A 26,051-nucleotide genomic window follows, 5' to 3' on the forward strand; every position below is an offset into this window, starting at 1 on the left:
ATCGTCGAATTCCGTGGCCGGCGCGATCTGTTCGACCGGCTGGCGCTGCGCTCCACTCCTTCGCCAGTGATAAGACGCGCGATTATGCGACCGAACCGGCCACGCTCGTCCGCTTCGAACTTTGTGAGGCCGCCAAGGACACCCTTCCGCGGATCACGGAAACCGACTTTGACCGACTTCCGGCGGAGCGGCGCGATACCGCCCGCAAGACCAAGGATGGACAATGGGAGCATCAGACCAGATTGATCAGTCGCTATCTCGGCCTCTACCCGGATGCCGACGGTTCAGCAGGAACCGCTCAGGGTTGAACTCAACCAGCCCCGCCTTCCTTCAAAGCCGCCGCAAGCGCGCCCAGCCAGACCGCCACCGCAACCGCCCCCGGATCGGGATGGCCCAGCGTGCGATCTCCCAGATAGCTGGAGCGGCCGCGGCGCGGAGCCATGGCGCGCGTTGCCTCGGCCCCTGCCAGCGCCGCGCCATGCGCCGCATTCATCCGCGCGCGCGCATCGCCCGCGCCATGCGCAAGAGCCTGCACGGCGGGCACAAGCGCGTCGAGCATCGTGCGATCCCCCGGCACAGCCCCGCCCAGTTCCATCATCCCATCGCAGCCCGCCGACATCGCCCGCGCCCATGCGTCGGGGGCGCTCGCATCCTCCTCCTGCGCCATGGCCAGCGCCGCGCGCAGCACGAACATCGCATAGAGCGGCCCCGAAGTGCCTCCCACCGAGCGGCGCAGCAGAGCCGAAACCTGCGCCAGCGCGCGGGCGGGCCGCGCCAGATCGAGCGTGTCGAAGGCCCGCTCCACACTGTCGGCCCCGCGCGCCAGACTGATGCCCAGATCGCCGTCGCCCACCGCGCTGTCCAATCGCGTCAATTCCGGCTCGGCATGGCGCAGAGCCGCGATCACGGCGCGAATGCCCACGCCGAAACCGGCCTGCTGCGCTGCGTCGGCCCATGTCGGGCCGCTCACTGTTTCCTCCGCTCGATGATCGGGCGGGGCTACTTCGGCCATCGTGCCCGGAATGGTCGGCGCGCTCCATGCCGAGGCCGCGCTAGGGGCCAGCAGGCGCTGCAACCGCATGGCATCGAGCCGCATCAGCGAGAGCGAACAACCCGCCATTTCCAGCGCGCTCAGAAACGTGCCGCAATGGACGCTGCGCACGCTAATTCCCTGCCCCGCCAGTTCGCGCAGGGCAAAGCGCGCGGCGATGGCCAGTTCAAGCGCGGGCGTACCGCCCAGCCCGTTGACCATCAGCGCCACCTCCTCGCCCGGCAGCAGCCTGCCATGGCGCAGGATCGCCTCCAGCGCGGGCTCCAGCATGGCATCGACCGGACCAATGGTCGCGCGCCGCACGCCGCTCTCGCCATGGATGCCAAGGCCGAATTCGACCTCATCCTCGCCCAGTTCAAAACCCGCGCGCCCGGCGGCAGGCACCACGCAGGGGCTGAGCGCAAGCCCCATCGAAAAGACATTGTCTGCCGCCGCCTGCGCTTCGACCAGCACCTGCGCCAGCGGGAGCCCGGCCTGCGCCGCCGCACCGGCGATCTTGTGGACGAAGATCGCGCCCGCGATGCCCCGGCGCCCCACCGCCGCATTGCCATCGCCAAGGGCCACATCATCGCCTACCACGACCATCTCCACCGGTACGCCGCGCGTGCGGGCGATCTCGGCGGCAAGGCCGAAGTTCAGCCGGTCGCCAGTGTAATTCTTGACGATCAGCAACACGCCTGCAGCCCCGCCGACAGTCAGGATTGTCTCCAGTACCGCGTCGACGCTGGGCGAGGTGAACACCGGCCCGGCGACAGCGGCGGTCAGCATACCCTCGCCCACATAACCGGCATGGGCAGGCTCATGCCCCGATCCGCCGCCTGACACGATGGCCACCCGGCCCGCATCGCGTAGCGCCACGTAATCCGCCCGGATCACCACCGTCTCGCCCGCCAGACGCAGCAGTCGCGCATCGGCCAGAACCAGCCCCTCGATCATCTCGTCGACAACATGAGCCGGATCATTGATCAGTTTTTTCATGGCATTTCCTCTCACGGAACAGTTTTAAACAGCCTTGCCATATCCGCGCCGGGCCGATGCAATCAGCGCAAAGGCCAGCACCGAGGCAATGCCCGTAACCAGCGCCAGCGAGCGCCCCACGGCCAGATCGGCGACAAACAGATGATCGGTGGTCAGCGCCACAAGCGTTGGGCCAAAGCCCAGACCGATCAGGTTGATGGCAAAGAGATAAAGCGCCGTCACCTGCCCCCGGTATTCGTTTGGGGTGATGGCGTGCAGTGCAGCGGGCGCGATGCCGGTGGGCACGCCCAGAAAGAAGCTGGTCCATGCCAGCGCCGCCAGCGACACCGCAGGCGTAGCCCCCAGCCCGACAAAGGGTACCACCGGAATGACCGCCAACATGCCCAACAGCGAGACGCGCAATGGTCCATCCGCGTGGCCCGCCGCTGTCATCCGGTCCGCCAGCCAGCCACCGGTCAAGATACCGCCGCAGCCCGCCGTCAACAGCACCAGCCCATAAGCCAGCGCAATATCGGCAGCCGCCCAGTGATGCACCCGGATGAACAGCGAGGGCACCCAGGCCGAGAGGCCATAGCTGATGATCGAATTGACGCCAAAGCCCACCACGATGCAGCCGATGGTGGCAGCCCGCGCACGGAAAAAGGCAAGGGTCTGCGCAAGACTGGGCATGGTCTGCCCCGCGCGCTCCCTGCGCGGCGGTTCGCGCAACAGCAGCATCAGCGCGGCCACCAGCAGGCCAGGCAGGCCCACGACCATAAAGGCGGCCTGCCATGGCCGCACCAGCCCGGCCAGCGGCATATTGATCAAGGCGTGGCCCGATGTGGCCGTCACCGCCATGCCGCCCAGCACCAGCGCCAGACCCGAGCCGACAAAGACGCCCATCGTATAGACGCTCATCGCCCGTCCGCGTTTTGCAGGGGCAAAACTGTCTGAAATCAGTGAGTAGGCGGCGGGCGAGAGAGTGGCCTCGCCCACCCCGACGAAGATGCGGGCAATGAAAAGCTGCGTGAAATTCTTCGCGAAACCGCAGGCGACCGTGGCCAGACACCACAGCACCATGCCCCCCACCATCAGCGCCTTGCGGCTGCCCTGATCAGCGCGGCGGCCTAGAAACAGGCCCAGAAACGTGTAGAAAATGGCAAAGGCGAACCCGTGCAGCAAGCTGATCGCGGTATCGTCGAGCCCCAGATCGGCGCGGATCGGCTGGACCATCAGGCTCAAGATCTGGCGATCGACAAAGGCCACCGTATAGGCCAGCAACAGCAAGGCGATCACCAGCCATGCCCGCAACGGGGGCGGATAGGCAGATTCTGACTCAGGCATCAGGCGCGCTCCAGCCGGACGGGCAGGCCCGCAAGACCGCGCAGCCAGTTGATCCGTTGCCATGTCGGCTCGCCGGTGATTTCGATGCGGGCCACCTTGCGCGCGATGGTCTGGATCAGCACATCGGCCTCTAGGCGCGCCATCATCTGGCCCACGCAGGCGTGAATGCCAAAGCCGAAGGCCAGATGGCCCGAGGTCTTGCGGTCGATCTGAAACATGTCGGGCTGCTCCCACTGGCGCGGGTCGCGGTTGGCGGCCGCGATGAAGAGGATGACTTTTTGCTCGGCCCCGATGCGCACGCCGCCAATCTCCGTTTGGCGCGTGGTGGTGCGCCCGATATAGGGGCTTGGCGCCTGATAGCGCAGCCCTTCGTCGAATGCCGCGCGCGCCAGCGAGGGATCCGCGCGCAGCCGCGCCCATGCATCGGGGAATTGGGCCAAAGCCTGCAAGGTCAGGCCGATGCCGTTGATGGTCGTGTCCATGCCCGCCGAAATGAAGATGCGCACCAGCAGGCCCGCTTCCTCCTCGGTGATTTCGCCATCATCGGCGGCGGCAAAGATCGCTGCGCCCAGCGTATCGGGCGCCACAGCCTCGCGGCGGCAATTCTCGACCACCCAATTCATAATCGGTTCGGCACGGGCCAGCGCGGCGCGGTAAAGCTCGTTCTTTTCGCCCATCGCGTTGAAATTCAGCTCGGAATAGATGAGCAGGTTGCGCCGGTCCTCTTTGCGAAACCCAACCGCATCGGGCAAGGCGGCAAAGGGAAACGCCTCGGCCAGATCGACGGCCAGATCAACCTCGCCCTTTTCCAGCGCGGCATCAACGATCCGCTCGGCAGTGTTGACGAAATCCTCGCGCAGGCGGCGCAGCACCGCGGGCGAAAGGATGCGGTTCATGATCCGGCGATATTTGCCATGCTGAGGCGGATCGTTTTCAAGAATCAGGCTGGGCCGGCGCCAATTTTCCTGCTGCTTGATATTGGTGAACCCCGTCCCGGAGGCCGAGGAAAAGGTCTGCCAGTCGGAAAACACGGCATGGACATCGGCTTGGCGCCCCACCGCCCAGACATTATGGCGCGAGAGATACACCGCAGGGGCGGTTTCGCGAATCAGCGTATCGTAATGGTCGGGGTCGGCCATTACTTCGGGCGAAAAAAGGTCGAAATCGAGCGTGGGCGCGCAAAGGGCGCCGGTGGTGGGAGCGTCTGTCATGGCGGTCCTGATTCAGATGATGATATGGCCGTGCGGATCGGGCAGAACGCGGTGCGCGATTTTTGCCGCGCTTTGGCATTCCTCTCGTCCATTAGTTTACATGGCAACCAAGGCGTGTCAATCCACAGGCACTGGTCCCGCTTGTACTCTGCGCAAGAAACGCGCAAAAAGAGGCATGACCGACCAAGCCCAACCCGCTCCGCGCGCCGCCTCTTCTGCGCGCAAGGTGATCGACCGCCATCTCTATGTTCCGCATTATCTCGTCGTTCTGGCCAATGGCATGGAGCGCTGGCAATCGCGCATCTATCTCAAACATTTCGGCATCGGCATCAACGAGGCGCGAATCATCACCGTGGTGGCCCATGCAGGCTCGCTGACGGCGGCTGAGATTTCCGAAATTCTTGTTATGAATAAGTCTATTACCAGCCGATCCATGCAAATCCTCGAAGGGCGCGGCTTGGTCAGCATCGGCGAGGCCAAGAGGTCGCGCCCGATTGCTCTGACCGAGGAAGGCTATGCGCTGCACGACCGTATCGTCTCGGTCGCACTGGCGCGCGAGTCCATGCTGCTTGACGGTTTTTCGCCCAATGAAAAGACCATCGTGCTGGGCTATCTGGCGCGGATGTTCAGCAATCTGGAACTGGCCAATGGCATTGACCCGCTTGATGTGGAACGCGGCCTTGCTGATCCGCTTGATCGAGCGCGTTGACATTGGTTGCTAGATAAACCAAAAGACATCCATCAGATCGCCAACAGAGCGACGCCAAAGGGGATGTCCGGATATGACCGAAGACCAGACCTAAGCGACCGAAACGGGACCGGCGATGCGGGCGCGCGCCCGCATCGGCCCTGCGCTCCTCAACCACGACACACTTAATGCCCGGCGCCCCGACAGGCGACCGGCAACGCCCCTCTGCGCCCGCAAAATTCGGCGCGCAGGGGCCAGACAACACAAATACATGGGAGAATTCAGATGCCTGGCAACCGCCATTCCACTCCGCCACGCGCCCGTATTCTGGCGTGCAGCAGCCTTGTCATGCTCGCCGCCGCCGGATGGAGCGCGCCCGCTCTGGCCGAGCAGGATGCGTCCGCCGCTCCGGTCTCGCCCGGAGAAATCGTCGTGACCGCGCAATTCCGTTCGCAGCGGTTGCAGGACACGCCGCTGGCCATCACCGCCATGGATTCCAGCGACATCCAGCAGCGCAATCTGGGCAGCGTGCTGGATGTCGCGGGTTTTGCGCCCAATGTGAACATCCGCCCCGGCGGCTCGGCCTTTGGCCCGGCGGCGCAGGTTTATATCCGCGGCATCGGCCAATATGACAGCAGCTTTGCCTTTGAACCGGGCGTGGGCATGTATGTGGATGACGTGTTTCACGGCACGATGCTGGGTTCAATCTTCGACCTGCTCGACCTTGACCGGGTGGAGATCCTGCGCGGGCCGCAGGGCACGCTGGCGGGCAAGAATTCCATCGGCGGCGCGGTCAAGCTCTATTCGGCCAAGCCCACCGGCAGCGGGCATGGCTATATCGAGGCCGGTTATGGCGCATTCAACCGCATCGAGTTGAAGGGCAGCGCCGATTTCGCGCTGGTGCCCGATCAGCTCTTCCTGCGCGTTTCGGGCGTGTCCAAGATGAACGACGGCTATCTGACGCGGCTTGACTATGGCTGCCTCAACCCGTCGAGCGGGGTCCCGGCGGCCACGACCAATGCGGGCTGCAAACTGGGCACCGAGGGCGGCAAGAATATGCAGGCCGGCCGCGTGGCGCTGCGCTGGCTGGCCTCGGACCGGCTGGAGGCCAATCTGGTGGCTATGGCCACCGAGGACCATTCCGAGATCGGCGCGAGCAAACTGCTCTCGCTGACCACCTCGCTCTCGATGCCGACCGGCACCAATCCGGCCCAGTTCATCACCGCGCCCAATTCCTATACCAATTACGCCACCTATCTGAACCTGCCCTTCACCGATGCCAAGGGCAGCCATGGCGCGTCCTATATCGACCCGGTCAGCAAGGTGAGCGGGCGCGAGATCTATGGCACGATCGACTATAAACTTGGCGATGGGCTCTCGCTCAAGCTGATCTCGGCGTATCAGCGCTACAAGGGCAGCTATGGTTCCGACCTCGATCTGACGCCCTATTCGACCAATTCGGCCAATTACATCTATAATCATGAGCAGTTCACACAGGAAATCCGCCTCAACGGTTCCTCGCTGGACAATCGTCTCGACTGGACCGTGGGCGGCTTTTATTACAAGGCCACCAGCCGGTTTGGCGGCGTCACCTTCATCGCGCCGGGCACCGCCGCGCAAAACTTCTATGTCACGCAGGACCGCATCCCCGCGCGCAGCATTTCCGGTTTTGCCCATGCATCGTACAAGCTGACCGATGCGCTGACGCTGACCGGCGGCATCCGCTATACCGATGATCGCAAGACCTATACTTACGGCCGCCTCAATCCCTATGACGTGTCGCAACCGGCCTATACGGTGGCAGGCGCGATCAACGGCGTGACCGGCCAATTTGCCGCGACCCGCTGGGATTATCGCGCCAATGCCGAATATCGCTGGTCCAAGGCGGTGATGACCTATGCCCAGTTCTCGACCGGCTATAAGGGCGGCGGCGTCAACCCGCGCCCCTTTGCGCCCGAACAGGCGGTTTCCTTCAAGCCCGAAACGCTCGACGCATGGGAAATCGGCGCCAAGACCGACCTGTTCGACCGCGCATTGCGGATCAACCTGTCGGCCTTCTTCAACAAATACCATGACATCGTCTTCACCAATGTCTCGCCCACGGCCAACAGCGTGACCAACGCCACGCCGGTCAACGCGGGCGATGCGGATATGAAGGGCGTGGAAGTGGAAGTGACCGCGCGCCCCATCGCGGGCCTGACCATCGATGCTTCGGCCAGCTGGCTGGATTTCAAGCTGACCCGGATCGGCGCGGCCGGGGCCACCATCGTTGGCATCACCACCAACAACCGGGCCCCCTATGCGCCGGAATGGAAGCTGGGCGGCGGCATCCAATATGCCTTCGCGCTGGGCAAGGCGGGCACCGTCACGCCGCGCTTCGACGTGAATTACCAATCCGCCTTCTTCTCGAACATCGACAACAATCCGCTGGCCAAGGTCGATGGCTATGTTCTGGCCAACGCCCGCATCGCCTTTGAGGATGCCAATCGCGACTGGCAGCTTGCCTTCACCCTGACGAACATGTTCGACAAGTTCTATTATCTCAATAAGATCCGCTATCCGATCGGCATCGTGGTGGGCCAGCCCGCCATGCCGCGCGAATGGAAGATCAGCCTGCGCCGCAGCTTCTGACCATGGCCGGGCGGGCGGGGGCCACTCCCGCCTGCCCGGCCCAAACCATCCCTAGAGCCACTTGCGCCATTTGAACCACATATAGGGGATCAGCGTCGTCACCAGACACAGGGCAAGAGCCATGGGATAGCCCCAGGGCCAGGACAATTCGGGCATGTTGTGAAAATTCATGCCATAGATCCCGACAACCAGCACCGGCGGAATCCCCACCACCGAGGCAACGGTCAACACCTTGACCACATCGTTCTGCTCGATGCTGATCAGGCTGTTGGCCGCGTCCTGAAGGAACTGGGTCCGGGCCGACAGGCTGGCCTCGAATTCGTCGAGCGAGGCGATGTCATGGATCGCTGCCTGAAGCCGGGTAACAAGGCCGTCATCGAGATGATCCTTGTAGCGGTCCGCCATGAAAGAGGCCATGCGGCCGATGCTCAAAAACATATAACGCACACGAGAGGCCCGATCATAGGCCCGGCCCAGCTTGATGATCGAATGGCGCAGGATCGCGGTTTCCCGGCTGACGCCCCGCGCATCAAGGTCGGTATAGAAGATGGTCCGCGAGACCGAGGCGATCATTTCCGAGACATGCTCAAGCTGATCGGCCGCGCGGTCGACCAGCTCCTCCAGCAGCCGGACCAGAACGCCTGCCGGGGTCGGCTCAGGATGCGATTTCAACGCTTCGGCCACGGTGTCAAAGGCCTTGATATGGGCAAAATGGGTGGTGACCAGCACATCGCGCGTCAGCACAAAACCGGCAGGCGCCATCACCCATCGCTCGCCATCCGAAGGCGCCATCAAAGGCGCGCTCATATTCAGCATATCATCATGAAGGCGCAACCGGCTCGAGCTTTCGATCTCCTGCAAGGCTTCCAGCGTTGGCACGCGGATGCCATAGCGGTCATGGATCTCGCGGCATTCGCCCTCATCCGGCTCGCACAAGTCGATCCATACGCCGCCAATGCCTTCAACCGCTTCGCTCATGATGGTCTTCATCGGGGCGCTTTCATCCTGACATTGCTTTGCGAAAACAATGCTCCAACTGCCCCAAGGCTTCACGCATCGCAACAGTGTTGGCCCAGACAGTGTTGGAGCAGCCCGAACTAGACCCGCAAGGAGGCAATGGCGTCGAACATATCCTTCACCGAATTGATATTGGCGTTGACAAGCGATTGTAATTGCAGTCCGTCGGCGATGGCAATCAATTGCCGGGCGCTGGATTCGGGATTGACGCCGGCTCTTATTGTGCCGCCGGCCTGCTCTTCGCGGATCCGCTGTGCCAGATTGACGGCCACCTTGTCGAAACGCAGCCTGAAGAATTCATGGGCCGGATGGCGCGGATCGACCGCTTCGGCGGCAAAGTTGAGATAGAGATGAACCACGCCGGGAATCGCGATGTTGCGCCGCAACTGTTCGGCAAACTTGTCCAGCGTGACGATATCGGGATGCACCGCCGCCCGCGCATCCTCGTCCCAGCGCATAATGACGCTTTGCAGCAGATCCTCACGGCTGTTGAAATAATAGAGGATATGCGCCGGCTCGATGTTCAGCGCCCGCCCGATCTCGCGCAGGGACGGGTTGCGCAATTCTTGCCGGGCAATCTTCTCCGTCAGGCCGTTCAGGATTTCCTCCCGCCGCGCCGCGCCTTTGGGAGAAGCGCCGACCATGACTGGGCCGACGCGCTTTGACCTTCCCCGCCGCGATGAGGCCAGATCCCCCTGTGCGGCCCTTTCCGTAGTCACCCCGCCCCCGCGATGACCATGGCAAGACAAGCATCGTGATCCCATTGCCGCAGGACCGCACCGGCCGGCACCGGATCGGATGCTGCCGACAAGCGACGCAGCGCGGCGCGGTGGGCGCTTTCATAGATCGTCGGCTGCTCGGTGGTCTGCTGCTCGCAGATGTGAAAGGCTTGGCCGGGCCGCGCCAACGGGTCGCTCCACAGGTGCAAACTTGCGCTTTCCGTCCGGCCATGCAGCATCAGCCGATGGTGAGCCTCGCCCGCCCGGCTATACACCGCCGTCAGACGCAGCAAGGCGCTATCTTCGCCATAATGCGCCTGCACCGTGGCCAACGCGCGCCGGGCATCGGCGGCGGCGTGCAGCACCGCATCAGGCGCAAAGCCTGCCGCCCGCGCCAGTCGCAATTGCTGAAGCACCAGATCACCCATCGGCGCCTCGCCCTGCCCCGTGATGGTCGCGGCCGCATAGGTTCCGTTCAGCCCGACACGAAAGGGCGCCACGGCGGGATTGTCGGCATGGGTTTCGCACAAGACAATATGCGCGCCGATCCTCTCCGCCATGGCAATGGTATCGCTCAATTGCCCCGCAGCGCCGACTTGCGGATCGATCACGATAAAGCGCCGCTGCCCAGCCTCCATCCGCGCCCGCAACCGCGCGGCCCAGCCATCCTGGCGGCCGATCAGCACGACATCGCCATCCCGCTCCGCCCATTGCACCGAAGCAGGCAGCGAAGCGGCCAAAGCCCGCTCCCAAACGCCCGCCATCCCATCGCATTCCAGTTTCACGGACGTCATTGCCCCGCTCCTTCCTCGATCATGGTCGATGCCTGTTCGGCAATGGCCAAGGCGAAGGTGAAATCCTGCACGATCTCGTCCAGGTCAGGCGGGGGTGCTTCGCCTCGCATCATCGCGGCGATTGCCCGCCATTCCCCGGCATAGCCATTCTCGGCCAGCGGGGGCTGGCTGATGACTTGCGCCGGGGTGGCGAAACTGGCCTGCCCCGAACCCGCCATGACGAAAGAGGGCGTGAATTCGGCATGGGCCTGCCAATCAGACGCGGTGGCGCTCAGCGTCCATTCCGGGCGCCAGTGGCCATGCATGAAGGCGAACATATCCACCATCTGCTCGCCTGCGCGCAGGGTCAGCATATAGCCGAAGGGCGCAAGGCGAACCGCATGCAGCACTTCCGGCGCGGAAGCATCGACCAGCAATCGGCGCACCAGCGGCAGATCGTGAATGGCCAGCCCCATGATCGCGCCATGCATCATCATCGCCTCGGTGCGCCGGGCCGGGCGCAGGCATCGGCAGGATCACCTCGCTGGCCCAGTCGTCAAAGCGGCCATTGGGCGGCAGGATGATACAGGAGCGCATCAGCGAGGGCGGGCTGTCCTGCGCCTTCACCTGTTGGGCCATGAAGCGCCACGCGGGATCAAACAGATGCATCGCGCCCACCACCACCATTCCGCCGGTTTCCCTTGCCGCGCGGGCAATCGCCTCGGCCTCCTCCAGCGTGGCGCAGAGCGGCTTTTCCACCAGCACCATCGCTTTTCCCGCATGAAGCGCAGCGATAGTCTGGGCGGCGTGAAACGCGGGCGGGCTGCCGATGACCACCGCCTCGACGGCCGGATCGGCCAGCATGGCCTCATAGGTCGGCGCGGCCCAGGCCCCGCAGGTCCGCGCAGTGGCCTCGGCCAGATCGGCATGAGGGTCCCAGATCGCGCGCACCGCGAAATCATCGGCCAGCGCGGCCAGCGCGGGCAGATGGATCGAGCGCGTCACCAGCCCCGATCCGACAATCCCCACGCCCAGCGGACGGTCGTGTTCTGACCTTTGTGTCATGATATCCATCTTTCAAGGCTGTTCGGGCAGCGCAAAGGCTGAATAGCCCGACCCGGCGGGCATCTTGGGATTTCGCGCGTTGCTGGTGGCGATCACCACGAATTGGCGGCCATGGGCCATATAGGTGATAGGCGTAGCCACCCCGGCCTGCGGCAAGGTTGCCTGCCACAAAACCTTGCCCTTGGCCGCGTCATAGGCGCGCAATTGCCGGTCATAGACCGTTGCGCCGATGAAGAGCAGCCCGCTGGCCGTGACAATCGGGCCACCGTAATTCTCGGTGCCGGTGGGCGCCTGCCCGGCCTGCATAAGCGCCGGATATTCTCCGAAAGGCACGCGCCATAGATATTCGCCGCTGTTCATGTCGATGGCGCTCAATGTTCCCCATGGCGGGGCCACGGCGGGATAGCCATCGGCATCAAGGAATTTGCGATAGCCGGTGAAAATATAGCGCGCAGAACCGGCCTTGCCGACGCTGGCCATTTCATTCCTGCGCCCATCGCCGTTGCGCAGATAATCCATCAACCCCGCCATCTGAGGCGCCAGATGGGCAAAGCCGGGCATCCGCCCCTTGCCCTTCATGATGATGCCCGCGATTTCGCCTTCCAGCATCCGGTTGGGCACGCCTTCGAGCGAGGGGAAATTCGGTGGTGATCCCTTACGGTCCAGTCCGTGGCAGGCCGCGCAATTCTGCTGATAGGTGGCAGCGCCCTGATTGGACGAGACTTTCGCCAACGAACCCGTCCAGGCCACGTCATTGGCGTTGATATAAAGGATGCCGCGCCCGCGCGCGATGGCCTGTCCGCCCCATTCGGCCCCGCCGTCGAAGCCGGGAAACACAATGGTCCGCTTGTCTACCGCCATGGGGGCAAAGGGGCCGTCGCTGATGAAGGAGGCGAAGGCCTTGGCGGCCTCGTCACGGGCGGCGGGCGTGCGGTTGGTCAGCATGTCTGCGCTCAGGCGCTGACGCGAATAAGGCGCGGGCAGGCTCGGCATCGGCTGGGTCGGCGAACTGGCCTCGCCGGGCACCAGACTATGCGGGATGTGCTTCTCCTCAATGGGAAACAAGGGCTTGCCTGTCACCCGGTCGAACAGGAACAGCACGCCGTGCTTGGTCGCCTGCGCCACCGCGTCCACCATGCGGCCGTCCCGCTTCACCGTCAGCAGCACAGGCGGGCTGGGCGGATCGCGGTCGAGAATGTCGTGATGCACCAGTTGAAAATGCCAGAGCCGCCGCCCCGTGCGCGCATCAAGCGCCACCAGTGAATTGGCATAGAGATTGTTGCCCTTGCGGTCCGCGCCGTAAAAATCGCTGACCGCCGATCCGGTGGGTGCAAAGACGATCCCGCGCGCCTCATCCACGACCATGCCTTGCCAGTTGTTGGCGCCGCCTGCGGTTTTCCATGCCTTCTTGGGCCATGTGGCATAGCCTGCCTGTCCGGGCCGGGGAATGGTGTGGAATGTCCAGCGCAGGCGGCCCGTGCGCACATCATAGGCGCGGATCGCGCCGGGCGCGCCGGGGGCGCTTTCGGCGGTGCGAAAGCCCACGATGGCCAAATCCTGCCAGATCGTGGCAGGCGTGGTCAGTGCCACTGCCACCTGATCCGCCGCTCGGCCCAGCCCCGCGCGCAGGTCGATCCGCCCATGATCGCCAAAGCCGTCCAACGCGGCCCCGGTTTCCGGATCAAGCGCATGAAGATAGCTGCCCGCGCCGACCAGCAGGCGTTTCTCACGCCCCTGGGTCCAATAGCTCAGGCCCCGCACCGGCTGGAGATTGGCATCGGGCAAGGCGCGCCGCCACAATTCGCGACCCGTTGCGGCATCGATCGCCAGAACCGTCTGGTTCGGCGTCATCGCATAAAGCACGCCCGCGATCACCAGAGGCGTGGTTTGAAGCCCGCCCTCGCCGGTATCGATCCGCCATGCCGGGGCCAGCTTGGCCACGTTTTCGGGGTCGATCTGTGTCAGGTCGGAATAGTGATCACCGGCCGGATTGCCATGATAGAAGGCCCAGTCGCCCGTCCCCTGGCCCGATGCGCCGCCCGCCAGCAGGGCCACAGCAAGAGCAGCCCCGCAAACATGCTTACGCCTCCATTGCGGGCCCAAGATTTTTTTGCCGGCACCCTCATTCATCCTCTTCCTCCCTCGGCTGTTGTTGTATATTTTTAACAAGATTAAAAAATAAGACCAGAACAAAATTTCGGCAAATCTTCCAATCAAATGACTGTTTATCATTCACATTTTGATCAAGCCCCCATGCGAATCAGACGCCGCAAGGCCGCGCAATTGGAAGGCCGAAGGGAGAAAATGCCGAATTGGTCAGAGAGGAAAACGATGTCTGACGTGACCCTATCCGCATCCATGCCACGTCCCGTCAGCGGCGGTTTCATGGCGCTTTACACCTTTACCCAATATGCCCATTGGCTGGCGATCCTGACCCCGGTAACGATCACGATCGCCATGCGCATCGGCCAGATCGCCCCGCCGGATCAGAAGAGCGCCTATCTGGCCACGATCATGTCGGTCGGGGCGCTTTTCGCGATGGTGGCCGCGCCCATCTGGGGCGCGATTTCCGATCACACCACGGCGCGGATCGGACGGCGCAAATTCTGGATCGTGGCGGGTTCGCTGTTTCTGCTGACCGGCCTGATCACTATGGCGCTCAGCGACTCGATCTGGCTGTTCGGCCTTGGCTGGATCATATGCCAGACCGGATCGAACGCCGCGCAGGCCGCCATCAGCGCCATTCTGCCCGATCACGTGCCGCTGGAACAGCGCGGGCGCATGTCCTCCTTTCTGGGGCTGACCACGGTCTTTGCGTTGGTTTCGGGCACATTCATCACCCAGTTTACCCATCAGAACAGCATGGCCATGTTCATCGTGCCCTGGCTGCCCTATCTGGTGGCGGTCTTGCTGGTGCTGCGCTTTTTGCCCGATGCGCCTTCGCATTCCACCGATGGCATTTCGCTGGCGACGGTCTTTTCGGCCTTTCGGGCTAATCCGTTTCGTGATCGCGACTTTGGCCTCGCCTTCTCCTGCCGCTTTCTTTTGACCACCGGCAATTCCTTTGCCCAGACCTATCAGGTCTTTCTGCTGATGGATGTGATAGGTCTGGCCACGCATCAGGTGCCCGGCGCGATGTTCACGATCACCTCGTCCGTGGCCATCATCGGGGCGATCCTTACCCCCTTGGCGGGCGTACTGGTGGACAAGACCGGGCGGATGAAGCCGCTGGTTTTTGGCGCGGGCCTGCTGGCCACCGTCGGCCTGCTGGCTATCAGCCAGACGACATCGCTAACACCCTTTATCGCCGCCATGATCGTGCTGGGGGCGGGCAAGAGCGTGATCTATGCCCTGACCACGGCGCTGGGCGCCTCAGTTCTGCCCGACCGGGCCAGTGCGGCCAAGGATATGGGCATCATCCAGATCGCCAGCAGCCTGCCGCAATCGCTGGCCCCGGCCATCGCGCCGCTGTTTCTGGCCATCGGCGGGGGCCATTCCAATTACGAGGCCGTTTTTATCGCGGCCGCCCTGTTTGCCGCCGGGGGCACCCTTGCCATCCTGCCCATCCGTCATGTCAAATGATTGAAAGGTCTTATTTCCATGGATGCTGATCTCGATACGCTTATTCAGTGCGAAAGCGATCTGGTCTTGCCCCGCTTCTCCAATGATGACGCGTGGTGGCTGGGCTGCTTCCTGCGCGATGCGGGGGCCGGCCGTCAGGCGCCCATCGCCATCGACATTTCGGTCGGTCCGACCACTTTGTTCACTGCGCTGCTGACCGGCGCCACGGCCGACAATCTGGGCTGGATCAAGCGCAAGGTGGCCATCGCCTGGCGCTATCAGAAGTCCAGCTATCTGATGAACCGGAAGTTTGCCGCGGGCGAGAACATGTTCGAACGCTTCGGCCTTGACCATGCCACCTATGCGGCGGCGGGAGGCGCGGTGCCGATCCGGGTGGCGGGCGCGGGCATGGTGGGCGTGGTGGCTGTGTCCGGCCTGCCGCAGCTCGATGATCACAGGATGGTGCTCGATGCACTGAGCGCCTTGCAGAACAAGCAAAAGGGAGAAGCATGATGGGTGATGAAGAGGGCTTTCGCCCGCTGTTCGATGGAGAGACGTTGAAAGGCTGGCGGGCGATCCCCCGCATCTATGGCCGACGCCATCCGGGTGGGCCGACCGTGGCCGACATGTGGATCGAGCGCGGCATTCCCCTGCCCGTCGAGCCGGAAAAACATCCCGCCCATTGGTTTGTCGAGGATGGATATATCGTTGGCGAACAGGAATTTCCCGGCAGCGGCTATGGCGGCTATCTGATCACCGAAGACACATTCGGCGATTTCGAACTGGTGCTGGAGGCGCGGCCCGACTGGCCCGCCGACACCGGCATCATGGTGCGCCGCCTGCGCGATGACTGGACCGGGTTTCAGATCCTGCTCGACCACAGGGAAAGCGGCGGGATCGGCGGGTTTTTCGGCAATGGTCTGGCCTCGTTTATGGCCGCGCCGTTCAAGATCAAGGCTGTGCGTGATGATGCCGGGAATGTTATTGGCATGCAGGCCGATACGCCCGAAGATTCACAGGAACCCCTCCAGCCCGAACAGCTCGCCCGCCTGTCCTATGCCGCCGATGTTCAGGATTTCCTGAAAGCGTGGAAATGGGGTGAATGGAACAAGATGAAGATCCGCGTGGTGGGCGCGATGCCGGTCATTACCACATGGGTCAATGGCGTGAAGATTGCCGAGCTGAACACCGCCACGATGCAGGCGCCTGATTACGATCCCGATGCCATTCTGGGCCTGCTGGGTACGCGCGGCCATATCGCGCTGGAGGTGCATGACAACGATCCGATCTTCAAGGATTCGCGCTGGGGTCGCGGCGCCCAGTGCCGCTGGCGCAATATTCGCATCAAGGAGCTTTGACGGCGTCGTGCGGCCCCGATGGAGGGTTGGACTGCGCACGGTTCATCGCCTCCATCGGGCCGCTCACCCCGTAAGATGTCCGAGGCCTGTATGCATTCCAAGCGCGTAAATCTGCGGTACAGCGAGAAAGCTTGAATTTTGCCGCATGAGCACGCGAAACCCATCCAGCGCCTTTACGCGCCGCGGCGTTTGCGGCGGCCTTGCGGGCCTCTCGCTCTTGCCACTGGCGCGCGCCGCAAGCGCTGGTGCCGCCCGCTTTGGTCCGCCTCAGAGCTTTTCATGGGAAGCGCTGGTTGCGCATGCCCGGGCGCTGGCGGCCAGGCCCTATCAGGCCGAAGCTGCCGCACCGGGCGCGCATGATATCGACTTTGATGCCGCCGGCAAGCTGACCTACGGCCCCGCTACGGCGCTGAACGGAACGGTGCGCCTGCTGCCGGTCAGCCGCGATGCGCCGATCCCGGTACGGCTGAACTTTATCGAGGATGGTCAGGCGCGCCGCCTGCTCTCGGGCAAAGGGATGTTTGCCCATGGCGGTTCGGCGGCTCCTGCGGGGCTGCGCGTGCTCAATCCTCGCGGCGATGGCGATTGGCTGTCCTTTCTGGGCGCTTCCTATTTTCGCACCGCCGGGGCGCAAAACCAATATGGCATTTCCGCAAGAGGGGTCGCGGTAGACACAGCTTTGGCCCATGGCGAGGAATTTCCACGTTTCACCGAGTTTTGGATCGAAAATCCGGGTGATGCCCGCGTGCTCATCCATGCGCTGATCGATGGGCCAAGCCTGTCAGGCGCGATGCGGATCGACAGCTCCAACGCGCCGGGCGGGGTGGTTCAGGATGTGACGGCCGTTTTTGCTCTGCGCCGCGATATCCGGCGGCTGGGCATAGCCCCCGCCTCAAGCATGTTCTGGTATGATCAGAATTCGCCCGCCCGCACCAGCGACTGGCGGCCCGAAATTCACGATTCCGACGGTCTGGCCATCGTTGCGGCCAATGGCGAGCATCTGTGGCGGGCGCTGCGCAACCCGCGCGCGCCTCGTACCAATGCCTTTGCCCTTTCCGATCCGCGCGGGTTCGGCCTGTTGCAGCGCGATCGCCGTTTCAGCGATTATCAGGATGACGGGGCCTTTTATGATCGCCGCCCCAGTCTCTGGATAGAGCCCATCGGCAACTGGGGACCGGGCGCAGTGATGCTCTACGAATTTCCGACCGGTTCCGAAACCACTGATAATATCGCCGCCTTTTGGGTCAGCGACATGCCTATGCGAGGGGGTGGATATCATGAATGGCGCTATCGGCTGCGCTGGATATCACGCGATCCTTCGGCGGGGGCGCGCGCGCATCTTGTCGATCAATGGAGCGGCGCGGGCGGCATTCCCGGCGCCATCGGGCGACAGGATACACGCAAGTTGGTGTTCGATTTCGAAGGGGACAATCTGGCCGGTCTGGACCGGTCGAGCGGGGTTGAGGCCGTAACCAACCTGCCTCCCGCCGCGATTACGGCACAGGCCGCCTATCCGGTTGTCGGCGCCGCGCGGCGTTGGCGCGTCACAATCGATATACGGCCGGCCGCCCTTGCGCAGAGCGAATTTCGCCTTTTCCTAAGACACAAGGGCGCGGCATTGTCCGAAACGGTTATCGAGCCTTTGGCCGATCTGCCCGCCTGAAGCCATTATTTGCTCCCCCCGCGTCCGGCCCGGGATTGGCCTGATCGCGCATCATTGTGGAAGGCGCGGGCGGCTTTCCGGCGCTTTGGTTCTCTTCGATCTTGCGACGAACATTTTCCTTGCGGCGGTCTCGTATCATTATCCTGTCCTCTGGCTGTGCCATCCTGTTGTGGAAAGGGACAAAGGCGCCAAAGGATGCATGCGCGCGGCTCTCCATCGCGCAGCAGGCCGATCAGACCTGCAGGTTTTGGGACGAGCAGCGATTTACCCCGTTGTATGGACAGTCCGTTAAAGCCAAAACCAGCCGTAAACGAACTGCGATCAGAGGGGCGCCATGGCAGATCAGGAAACACCATCAGAGCGGATCGATGCCAAACTTGCCGATCTGGGCGATTGGAGAGGCTCGGCTTTGGCACATTTGCGGATGCTGATCCATCGGGCCGATCCCGATGTGGTGGAAAGCGTGAAATGGGCCAAACCTTCCAATCCGTTGGGCGTGCCCACATGGGAACATGCGGGCATCCTTTGCACCGGGGAGGTTTATAAGAACTACGTCAAACTCACCTTTGCGCATGGCGCGGCGCTGGATGATCCTGAGGGGCTGTTCAACGCGGGGTTTGGCGGCGGCACGCGGCGGGCCATCGACCTGCGCGAAGGCGATCAGGTGAATGAGAAGGCTTTCGATGCGCTGATCAAGGCCGCAATCGCCTTCAATATCGCCAGACAGGCAGGCCGAGGGCGTTGAAGAGAGACTGCTAAAGATCCAATTGCATCTGCGCCCTTTCGTTGCCCCTGTCTCGAACTGCCGCGGTTTTCCCCTCTCTTTTGCGTGTGGTGGATCGTTTGCGGCTGCCATGCTGGTGCTGCACGCGATCCGCCTCTGCCCGCGCCTCAGGGGTGCCGCGCAGGGCTGCAATGGCCTGATGGGCCGAGCGGGCCGCTGCGGTATGGTCGACAATGGGCAGAGGATATTCAGGGCATAAGGCCCGCCGCTGATCGCGGTCCATCCTGTCGAGCGCATGCAGCCACGCACCGGGAACTTGCGAGAGTTCGGGTATCCACGCCCGGATGAACTGGCCCTGCGGGTCCTGATCGAGCCCCTGTTTGACGGGGGAATAGATCCGAACCGTGTTGATACCGGTCTCGCCGGCCTGCATCTGGCATTGCGGCCAATGGATACCCGGTTCGTAATCGATAAAGGCCCGCGCCAGCACCAGCCCGGCCTCCTGCCATGGCTGCCACAGATCATAGGCGGCAAAACTCATCAGCATGGCGCGCATGCGAAAAGTCGCCCAGCCGGTAGCCTGCAACGCGCGCATCGCCGCATCCAGAAAGGGATAACCCGTGCGCCCCTGTGCCCATGCCCCGAGGCGCGAGGGATCAGCCGTCCGGCGCAGCCCTTCATAACGTCGGGCAAAGGGCCTGAATTCGGCCTCCGGCTCGCTCTCAAGTTTCTGAATGAAATGGCAATGCCAGTGCAGCCGGGCCATGAAACTGCGCAGAGCTTGCCGCCAGTGATGCGCCTCATCCGGCAAGGCGGCGTAGCGCTCGCGCGTGGCATGCCAGACTTCGCGTATCGAAATGGAACCATAGGCCAGATGCCACGACAATCGCGAACAGGCGTCAGGCGCGCTCAGCGGCGAGGACATGGCGCGGGTGTAATGCTCACCGCGCCGGAAAAGGAAACTCTCCAGCGTCGCCAGTGCCGCGTGGCGGCCTGCCGCCGCCGAGGCACACGCATCGTCGGGCGCCAGCCCAAGCGTCGCCGCGCCGGGCAAAACATCATGACCGGACGCCGATTGCCAGACAATCGGGGGTATCGGCAGCACGGGTTGCTCCATCATCGCATCCCAGGCAACGGACCAATGATCCCGGTTAAGACCGCGCCCCCGGATCACACCAAACTGGCGACATTCCACAAAGGGAACACCTTGCATCCGCGCCCAAGCGCGCACAGCCCGATCCCGCGCAAAAGTGAAACCATTGCCGGTTTCCTCATGCGCCCACAGCGCAAAGAGGCCGATATCGCAGCGCAGTGCTTCCAGTTCGGCCACGGCGTCGCCAATGCGCAGGCACAGGCGGCCACCACGCCGCGCGATCGCCTTGGCCAGATCGGCCAGGCACGCTCGCCAAAACCGCCATTGCCGTGCCGAAGTATCCGCCCCTTGCCAATAGGCAGGCTCGACAATGACTATCGCCACCACCGGCCCCGCCAGCGCTGCCTGATACAGCGCAGCGTGATCTTCCAACCGCAGATCGCGCTTGAACCATACGACTTGAGGGATGGGGCGGCTGATCATCTTGACGCACCGACTGTGACCATTGGCCGGTTTTGGCAAACAATGCACTTTTGTTTCACCCAAAAGCCTTCATCGCGGCAAGGTGCCTCTTGGGGCAGGCGCGCGGCCAAACCCTGTCCTCATGGGGCCGCGTCGGTCAAAATCCTGCCTCTATCGCCAGACGCACCGCATCGGCCGCCGTGCGCACACCAAGCGCATGAAACATTGCCGCGCGATGCATCTTGATCGTCCGCTCCGACAAGCCCAGTTCATAGGCAATCTGTTTGTTGAGCCGCCCTCGCGCCATGGCCAGCAATACCGCGCGCTGGCGCGGCGAGAGCTGTTCGACCTTGTCGCGCGCCGTATTGGCCCGCAAGGCGCCCGCATCATCGGGGATCTCCACCTGTGATCCCAGGAAATATTCCAGCACGCCCTCGCTGTCGAAAATGGGCGCGACCATCACCGCATTGCGGAACGGCTGGCCATTCTTGCGGTAATTGAGGATCTCGACCATCACCGGCCGCTGCTCGCGGATGCCCTCGCGCAGGGCCTCGATCAGTTCGGGTTCAGACCCCTGCCCGGTCAGAAAACGGCAATTGCGACCGATCACCTCGTCCCGGCCATAGCCTGTCAGCGCCTCGAAAGCGGCGTTGCATTCGATGATCGGGTTGTCCGGCATTCTGGGATTGCTGATGACGGCGGCCACGAGACTGCCCTTGATCATATCGGAAATAGCCATAGGCCGAAACGTTTCCCATCCGGCAATTGCCACCATCAGCATCGCCCTCGTTACGGCATACCCTTTAAGCCATGTTGCCGCGCTCGGCCCCCTGTCTAGAGAGGCAAATATGTCCAGCCATGACGCGAGCCAAATCGCGTCGCAGGGAGTCAGCCGATGAATTTACTCACCTCGCTTCATTCCTGCGATGCCCTGCTCGACGAGCCGCACGAGCACGTTCCAATCATCGACGCGCGCCCCGCCGTACCTGAACCCGTGCAGGAAGCCATTCGCACGCTGATCCGCTGGGCGGGCGATGATCCTGCGCGTGAAGGCCTGCTGGATACGCCCGCGCGCGTGGCGCGGGCGTGGCGCGAATATTGCGGCGGCTATGGTGAAGACCCGTCCGTGCATCTGACCCGTCAATTTGAGGAAGTGGGCGGATATAACGAGATCGTCCTGCTCAAAGACATCCCGTTCCAGTCGCATTGCGAACACCACATGGCACCGATCACCGGCAAGGCCAGCATCGCCTATCTTCCCCGCAATCGGGTGGTCGGCATTTCCAAACTGGCCCGCGTGCTTCATGGCTATGCTCGCCGTTTGCAGATTCAGGAACGCCTGACCGCGCAGGTCGCGCAATGTATCTGGGACAATCTCCAGCCGCTGGGCGTGGCGGTGACCATCGAGGCGCAGCACGGATGCATGACCGGGCGCGGGGTGCGCACGCCGGGCGTAGGAATGGTGACCAGCCGAATGATGGGCACTTTCCTCGATGATCCCCGCAGCCGCAAGGAAGTACTCGCGCTGATGGGATATTGAGCGGGTGACGACGATGCGGATTGTCATTCTCGGCGCAGGCATGTCGGGCCTCGCCTGCGCGCAGGCATTGGAGCAGATGGGTCATCAGGTAACGCTGTTTGACAAAGGGCGCGGACCGGGCGGGCGCATGTCGACGCGGCGGGTGGCGATGGGCGAAACCCATCTGTCATTCGACCATGGCGCGCAATTCTTTACCGCCCGCGAGCCCGCCTTCAGCGCTCAGGTCGAGCGCTGGCATGCGGACGGACTGGTGGCGCGCTGGTCCGCGCCGCAGGATGATGCCTGGGTGGGAACGCCCGGCATGAATGCGCCTATCGCCCACATGGCAAAGGCGCGCGATACGCGGTTTTCCAGTCACGCCATGGGTCTGGTGCGCGAAGGAGCGGACTGGCGGGTCCTTCTCAATGACGGCACGCGGCATGGTCCTTACGATGCCGCGGTGCTGGCTCTTCCGGCCGAGCAGGCCGCCGCTTTTTTGGGCACCTATGATCTGACTATGGCGGCCTGCGCGATTGCCGCACGCTCGCAACCCTGCTGGACCGCAATGATCGGTTTTGCGCAAAAACTGCCGATTGGGCCCGATGTTTTGGCCCCTTCCGGTCCGGTCGGCTGGGCCGCGCGCAACAGCGCCAAACCGGGACGCCCCGCCACCGAGGCATGGGTGGTGCAGGCCTGCCCGGTCTGGTCGAACCGGCATCTGGAGGACGACGCCGCAGATGTGGCCGAACACCTGGCCGACTGGCTGGCTGGTCAGGCCGGTGGCGCCCCGCTTCCCGCGCGCCTTCATTTGTCGGCCCATCGCTGGCGCTATGCCAAAACCCAACCCTCGGCGAAGGGCGCCTTGTGGAATGCTGACCTGCGGCTGGGGGCCTGTGGCGACTGGCTGATGGGGCCAAGGATTGAACTGGCGTGGCTGTCGGGGACGAAACTGGCCGGGATGATCGGGATATGACGGCGGTGGCTTTTGCGCGCGTGCCGTTTGACGCTGCCCGCCGCTCTCGCTAACGCGGTCGCGATGATTGCTTTGCTCTCCCCGGCCAAGACGCTCGATTTCGAGCGCAAATTGCCTCCGCTCGCCGTTTCGACCCCGCATTTTGCCAAAGAAGCCCTCGACCTTGCCCGATCGGCCGCCGATCTGAGCGCCGAGCAATTGGGCAAGCTGATGCATATCTCGCCCAAGCTGGCGCAGTTGAACGTCGAGCGTTTCAACAGCTTTGCCGATCAGCCCGAGCGTCAGGCGCTCTTTGCCTTCGCCGGCGATGTCTATACCGGCTTTGAGGTGCATACGCTCGATGAGGCAGGCGTCGCCTTTGCGCAGGATCATGTGCGAATGCTCTCAGGGCTCTATGGGCTGCTCCGGCCGCTCGATGCAATCCGGCCCTATCGACTGGAAATGGGCACGCGATGGGCGCCGGGTCAGAAGAAACTGACCGATTGGTGGGCCGACCGGATCGCCAGCCATTTGCGCGCGCAGGTTGAAGAGGAAGGCTCGGGCACGGTGCTCAACCTTGCCAGTCAGGAATATTTCGCCGCCGTATCGGGGCAATTGCCCGGATTGCGTGTGATCGAAGTGGAATTTCGCGAGGCAGGCCCCGATGGCCCGCGCTTCATCAGCTTTCACGCCAAGCGGGCGCGGGGCATGATGGCGCGATGGATGTGCGAACATCATGTCACCGATATTGACGCGATGCGCGGCTTCGACAGCGACGGCTATCGCTTTGACGCCGCCGAGAGCGAGGCCGACCGCTGGCGCTTCACGCGCGGCTGAGGCCTCATGACGGCGCGAAGACAGTGGTTCGCGCCGTCATTTCGACAATCCTCAGGCGAGCGCCAGGCTCACGCTGATATTGCCGCGCGTGGCATGGCTGTAGGGGCAGATCGTATCGGCCTCGGCAATCAGCGCCTCGCCGGCGGCGCGATCGACACCCGGCAAAGTGACCACCAGTTCGACCGTCAGTCCAAAGCCCTTGTCATCGCGCGGGCCGATCCCGACGGTGGCATTGACGCTGGCATCGGTCGGAACGCGCGGTAGGGCCTTGTCCTGCGAAGCGGCAAATTTCATCGCGCCAAGGAAACAGGCGGCATAGCCCGAGGCAAAGAGCTGTTCGGGATTGTTGCCCTGTCCATCGCCGCCCAATTCCTTGGGCACGGCCAGCGTCACGGCAAAGCTGCCGTCATCGGTGGCCGCCTTGCCGTCGCGCCCGCCGGTGGCCGTGGCGCTGGTTTTATAGCGGGGAGTGATCGTCATGGGATATGCTCCTTATGGTGGGGCCGGGGGAGACGGCCCGCATCCTTGCCCTGATTGAGGATGCGGGTATTTGGTTATAGGTTCAGATCTGAACCTGCCCGCCGTCAACAAAAAGTTCGATGCCGTTGATATAGCTGGCATCGTCCGAGGCAAGAAACAGGACGGCCTTGGCGATCTCCTCGGGTTGGGCAACGCGCCCGGCGGGGATCAAACCAGCCAGATAGTCCTTGGTTCCTTCGGCATTCTCGCCAAACAGATGCGTGACGCCGGGCGTGTCGGTCAGGCCGGGGCTGATGGCGTTGACGCGGATGCGGCGGTCTTTCAGATCAAGTATCCAGTTGCGGGCAAAGCTGCGCACAGCCGCCTTGCTGGCCGCATAAACGGAGAAGGCCGGATTGCCCGAAATGCTGACCGTCGAGGCCGTCAGCACCACCGAGGCGCCATCGCGCAGCAAGGGCAGCGCCTTTTGCACGGTAAAGAGCACACCTTTGACGTTGGTGTCGAACGTGCTGGCGTAATGTTCCTCGCTGATCGCGCCCAGCGGGGCAAATTCGCCGCCGCCCGCATTGGCGAACAGGGCGTCGATCTGACCATTCTGTTGCTGGACGGCGTCATAGAGGCGGTCGATGTCGTTCAGATCCGCCATATCGCCACGCACGCCCGTAACCTTGCCGCCGATGGCCTTGACCGCGGTGTCCAGCGCATCCTGACGGCGGCCCGTGATGAAGACCGATGCGCCTGCATCGGCAAAAGCCTTGGCTGCGGCAAGGCCGATGCCCGAGGTGCCGCCGGTGACGACCACGACCTTATTGTTGAAATCCTGTGCCATATTTCATCTCCTGTTGGTTGGGGCAGCGCGTCTGCGCCGCTGAGACAGGAGATGCATCCGGAACGATATTGGCTGTAGTCGGCAAAAATGATACTTAGCGTTCCATATAAGGAACGATGATGCGCACCGATCTCAACGACTATGCCTATTTTGCCGCGGTGGTGGCGCATGGCGGCTTTGCCCCGGCCGGTCGCGCGCTGCGCGAACCCAAATCCAAGCTCAGCCGCCGCATCGCCGGGCTGGAGGTACGCCTTGGCGTGCGCCTGATCGAACGATCCAGCCGCAGTTTCCGCGTGACCGAGGTGGGGCAGAGCTTCTACGAGCACTGCCGCGCGATGCTGGATGAGGCCGAGCAGGCCGAAGCCGCCGTCGCGCAGGCGCAGGCTGAACCCCATGGCCGCGTGCGTTTCAGTTGCCCGACCGGCCTTGTCGAGGTGGTCCAGCCCAGCATCACTTCCTTCCTCGCCCGCTACACCAAGGTGCGGCTGCAACTGCTGGCCATCGACCGTCCGGTGGATCTGATTGAGGAGCGGATCGATCTGGCGCTACGCGTGCGCGTGGCACTGACCAGCGATGCGGCGCTGACCATGCGGACGTTGGGCCATTCCTCGCGCATTCTGGTGGGCAGCCCGCAAATGGCCAACCGCATCGGCGGAAATGTCGAGGCGCTTGGCCAGATGCCGACACTGGGCACCAGCGACGAGATTGGCGAGATCGACTGGCACCTCGAACAGGAACATGGCGCCAGCCATCGCCTGCGCCACGAACCGCGTATGACATGTAGCGATTTTGCCGCCGTGCGCGCCGCCGCCATCGCCGATCTGGGCGTGGCGCTGCTGCCCGATCACATCTGCACTGAGGCTCTGGACGGCGGCCAACTGGTCCACATCCTGCCCGAATGGCGGGCGCAACGGGGCATCGTCCATCTGGTTTTCACCACGCGGCGGGGGCTGCCCCCTGCGGTGCGCGCGCTGATCGAACATCTCGCTGCCCATTTCCCAAAGAAGAGATGAGGAATCACGCAAAATACCTAATGTAAATTACTTATTTATATGAACATTTAAGACCATAAGGGCGATCAATGAGATTTCCATATTGAATATTCCTCCTATCATGC

Annotated in this window: 24 protein-coding genes; 11 read left to right on the forward strand and 13 right to left on the reverse strand. The window is 63.2% G+C overall.

Annotated elements, in window-relative coordinates; translation table 11 throughout:
- Positions 1–310: 310 nt before the first annotated feature.
- The 3 genes from dhaL to FHW96_RS07275 are packed head-to-tail and all read right to left on the reverse strand — an operon-like array spanning position 311 to position 4,563.
- Positions 311–2,029, reverse strand: coding sequence for a dihydroxyacetone kinase subunit DhaL (gene dhaL, locus FHW96_RS07265; protein WP_172339874.1), 1,719 nt, complete (start codon positions 2,027–2,029; stop codon positions 311–313).
- A gap of 24 nt (positions 2,030–2,053) precedes the next feature.
- Positions 2,054–3,352, reverse strand: coding sequence for an MFS transporter (locus FHW96_RS07270; RefSeq protein WP_172339875.1), 1,299 nt, complete (start codon positions 3,350–3,352; stop codon positions 2,054–2,056).
- Positions 3,352–4,563: a cytochrome P450 gene (locus FHW96_RS07275; protein WP_216650813.1), complete on the reverse strand. Its 1,212-nt coding sequence runs from the start codon at positions 4,561–4,563 to the stop codon at positions 3,352–3,354. The genes FHW96_RS07270 and FHW96_RS07275 overlap by 1 nt, the downstream gene beginning before the upstream one ends.
- Positions 4,564–4,738: 175 nt before the next feature.
- On the opposite strand from FHW96_RS07275, the gene FHW96_RS07280 reads away from it, so the two are divergent.
- Together FHW96_RS07280 and FHW96_RS07285 are read left to right on the forward strand one after the other, a co-directional pair.
- Positions 4,739–5,272, forward strand: a complete 534-nt coding sequence (locus FHW96_RS07280; protein ID WP_172339876.1) for a MarR family winged helix-turn-helix transcriptional regulator — start codon at positions 4,739–4,741, stop codon at positions 5,270–5,272.
- A 264-nt stretch (positions 5,273–5,536) separates the two neighbouring features.
- Positions 5,537–7,882, forward strand: coding sequence for a TonB-dependent receptor (locus FHW96_RS07285; protein ID WP_172339877.1), 2,346 nt, complete (start codon positions 5,537–5,539; stop codon positions 7,880–7,882).
- 51 nt (positions 7,883–7,933) lie between these two features.
- Here the strand turns inward: FHW96_RS07285 and FHW96_RS07290 are convergent, their stop codons facing one another.
- The 6 genes from FHW96_RS07290 to FHW96_RS07315 all read right to left on the reverse strand — a co-directional run bounded on the left by FHW96_RS07290 (position 7,934) and on the right by FHW96_RS07315 (position 13,511).
- On the reverse strand, positions 7,934–8,860 hold the full coding sequence (locus FHW96_RS07290; RefSeq protein ID WP_253950799.1) for a magnesium transporter CorA family protein: 927 nt from the start codon (positions 8,858–8,860) through the stop codon (positions 7,934–7,936).
- A gap of 119 nt (positions 8,861–8,979) precedes the next feature.
- Positions 8,980–9,543: a TetR/AcrR family transcriptional regulator gene (locus FHW96_RS07295; protein WP_172339879.1), complete on the reverse strand. Its 564-nt coding sequence runs from the start codon at positions 9,541–9,543 to the stop codon at positions 8,980–8,982.
- A gap of 71 nt (positions 9,544–9,614) precedes the next feature.
- Positions 9,615–10,412 carry a hypothetical protein gene (locus FHW96_RS07300; protein WP_172339880.1) on the reverse strand — a complete coding sequence of 266 codons (798 nt, stop codon included), beginning with the start codon at positions 10,410–10,412 and terminating at the stop codon, positions 9,615–9,617.
- Positions 10,409–10,738 carry a hypothetical protein gene (locus FHW96_RS07305; protein WP_172339881.1) on the reverse strand — a complete coding sequence of 110 codons (330 nt, stop codon included), beginning with the start codon at positions 10,736–10,738 and terminating at the stop codon, positions 10,409–10,411. Before FHW96_RS07305 ends, FHW96_RS07300 begins: the two co-directional genes overlap by 4 nt.
- Positions 10,668–11,456, reverse strand: a complete 789-nt coding sequence (locus FHW96_RS07310; protein WP_172339882.1) for a Gfo/Idh/MocA family protein — start codon at positions 11,454–11,456, stop codon at positions 10,668–10,670. The genes FHW96_RS07305 and FHW96_RS07310 overlap by 71 nt, the downstream gene beginning before the upstream one ends.
- A 12-nt stretch (positions 11,457–11,468) precedes the next feature.
- Positions 11,469–13,511, reverse strand: a complete 2,043-nt coding sequence (locus tag FHW96_RS07315; RefSeq protein WP_216650814.1) for a PQQ-binding-like beta-propeller repeat protein — start codon at positions 13,509–13,511, stop codon at positions 11,469–11,471.
- 276 nt (positions 13,512–13,787) lie between these two features.
- Here FHW96_RS07315 and FHW96_RS07320 point away from each other — a divergent pair, with 276 nt between their 5' ends.
- From FHW96_RS07320 to FHW96_RS07340, 5 genes are all read left to right on the forward strand, one after another.
- Positions 13,788–15,038 carry an MFS transporter gene (locus tag FHW96_RS07320; protein WP_172339884.1) on the forward strand — a complete coding sequence of 417 codons (1,251 nt, stop codon included), beginning with the start codon at positions 13,788–13,790 and terminating at the stop codon, positions 15,036–15,038.
- 18 nt (positions 15,039–15,056) lie between these two features.
- Positions 15,057–15,530, forward strand: coding sequence for a heme-degrading domain-containing protein (locus FHW96_RS07325; RefSeq protein WP_172339885.1), 474 nt, complete (start codon positions 15,057–15,059; stop codon positions 15,528–15,530).
- The gene (locus tag FHW96_RS07330) at positions 15,527–16,375 is read left to right on the forward strand and encodes a DUF1080 domain-containing protein (protein WP_216650815.1); all 849 of its coding nucleotides are present in this window, start codon (positions 15,527–15,529) and stop codon (positions 16,373–16,375) included. The genes FHW96_RS07325 and FHW96_RS07330 overlap by 4 nt, the downstream gene beginning before the upstream one ends.
- Before the next feature lie 145 nt (positions 16,376–16,520).
- Complete coding sequence (locus FHW96_RS07335; RefSeq protein ID WP_172339886.1) at positions 16,521–18,038, forward strand: glucan biosynthesis protein; 1,518 nt, start codon at positions 16,521–16,523, stop codon at positions 18,036–18,038.
- Positions 18,039–18,372: 334 nt separating this feature from the next.
- A complete protein-coding gene (locus FHW96_RS07340; protein ID WP_172339887.1) occupies positions 18,373–18,783 on the forward strand; it encodes a DUF1801 domain-containing protein in 411 nt (136 codons plus the stop codon).
- 10 nt (positions 18,784–18,793) lie between these two features.
- On the opposite strand, the gene FHW96_RS07345 is transcribed toward FHW96_RS07340, so the two are convergent.
- Entirely contained in the window at positions 18,794–20,338 is a 1,545-nt protein-coding gene (locus FHW96_RS07345; RefSeq protein ID WP_172339888.1) for an FAD-binding domain-containing protein, read from the reverse strand.
- 136 nt (positions 20,339–20,474) lie between these two features.
- Positions 20,475–21,056: a PAS domain-containing protein gene (locus FHW96_RS07350; protein WP_172339889.1), complete on the reverse strand. Its 582-nt coding sequence runs from the start codon at positions 21,054–21,056 to the stop codon at positions 20,475–20,477.
- 156 nt (positions 21,057–21,212) lie between these two features.
- On the opposite strand from FHW96_RS07350, the gene folE reads away from it, so the two are divergent.
- The 3 genes from folE to yaaA all read left to right on the forward strand — a co-directional run bounded on the left by folE (position 21,213) and on the right by yaaA (position 23,625).
- A complete protein-coding gene (gene folE / locus FHW96_RS07355; RefSeq protein ID WP_172339890.1) occupies positions 21,213–21,857 on the forward strand; it encodes a GTP cyclohydrolase I FolE in 645 nt (214 codons plus the stop codon).
- A gap of 13 nt (positions 21,858–21,870) precedes the next feature.
- Positions 21,871–22,809, forward strand: a complete 939-nt coding sequence (locus FHW96_RS07360; protein WP_172339891.1) for an NAD(P)/FAD-dependent oxidoreductase — start codon at positions 21,871–21,873, stop codon at positions 22,807–22,809.
- 63 nt (positions 22,810–22,872) lie between these two features.
- A complete protein-coding gene (gene yaaA / locus FHW96_RS07365; protein ID WP_172339892.1) occupies positions 22,873–23,625 on the forward strand; it encodes a peroxide stress protein YaaA in 753 nt (250 codons plus the stop codon).
- A 51-nt stretch (positions 23,626–23,676) separates the two neighbouring features.
- Here yaaA and FHW96_RS07370 read toward each other — a convergent pair whose 3' ends face one another.
- Both FHW96_RS07370 and FHW96_RS07375 read right to left on the reverse strand, forming a co-directional pair.
- Positions 23,677–24,105 carry an organic hydroperoxide resistance protein gene (locus FHW96_RS07370; protein ID WP_172339893.1) on the reverse strand — a complete coding sequence of 143 codons (429 nt, stop codon included), beginning with the start codon at positions 24,103–24,105 and terminating at the stop codon, positions 23,677–23,679.
- Between the two features lie 82 nt (positions 24,106–24,187).
- Positions 24,188–24,934, reverse strand: coding sequence for an SDR family NAD(P)-dependent oxidoreductase (locus FHW96_RS07375; protein WP_172339894.1), 747 nt, complete (start codon positions 24,932–24,934; stop codon positions 24,188–24,190).
- 116 nt (positions 24,935–25,050) lie between these two features.
- Here FHW96_RS07375 and FHW96_RS07380 point away from each other — a divergent pair, with 116 nt between their 5' ends.
- A complete protein-coding gene (locus FHW96_RS07380; protein WP_253950800.1) occupies positions 25,051–25,947 on the forward strand; it encodes a LysR family transcriptional regulator in 897 nt (298 codons plus the stop codon).
- Positions 25,948–26,051 lie beyond the last annotated feature (104 nt).

It is taken from the genome of Novosphingobium sp. SG751A (assembly GCF_013149295.1).
Lineage (GTDB): Bacteria > Pseudomonadota > Alphaproteobacteria > Sphingomonadales > Sphingomonadaceae > Novosphingobium.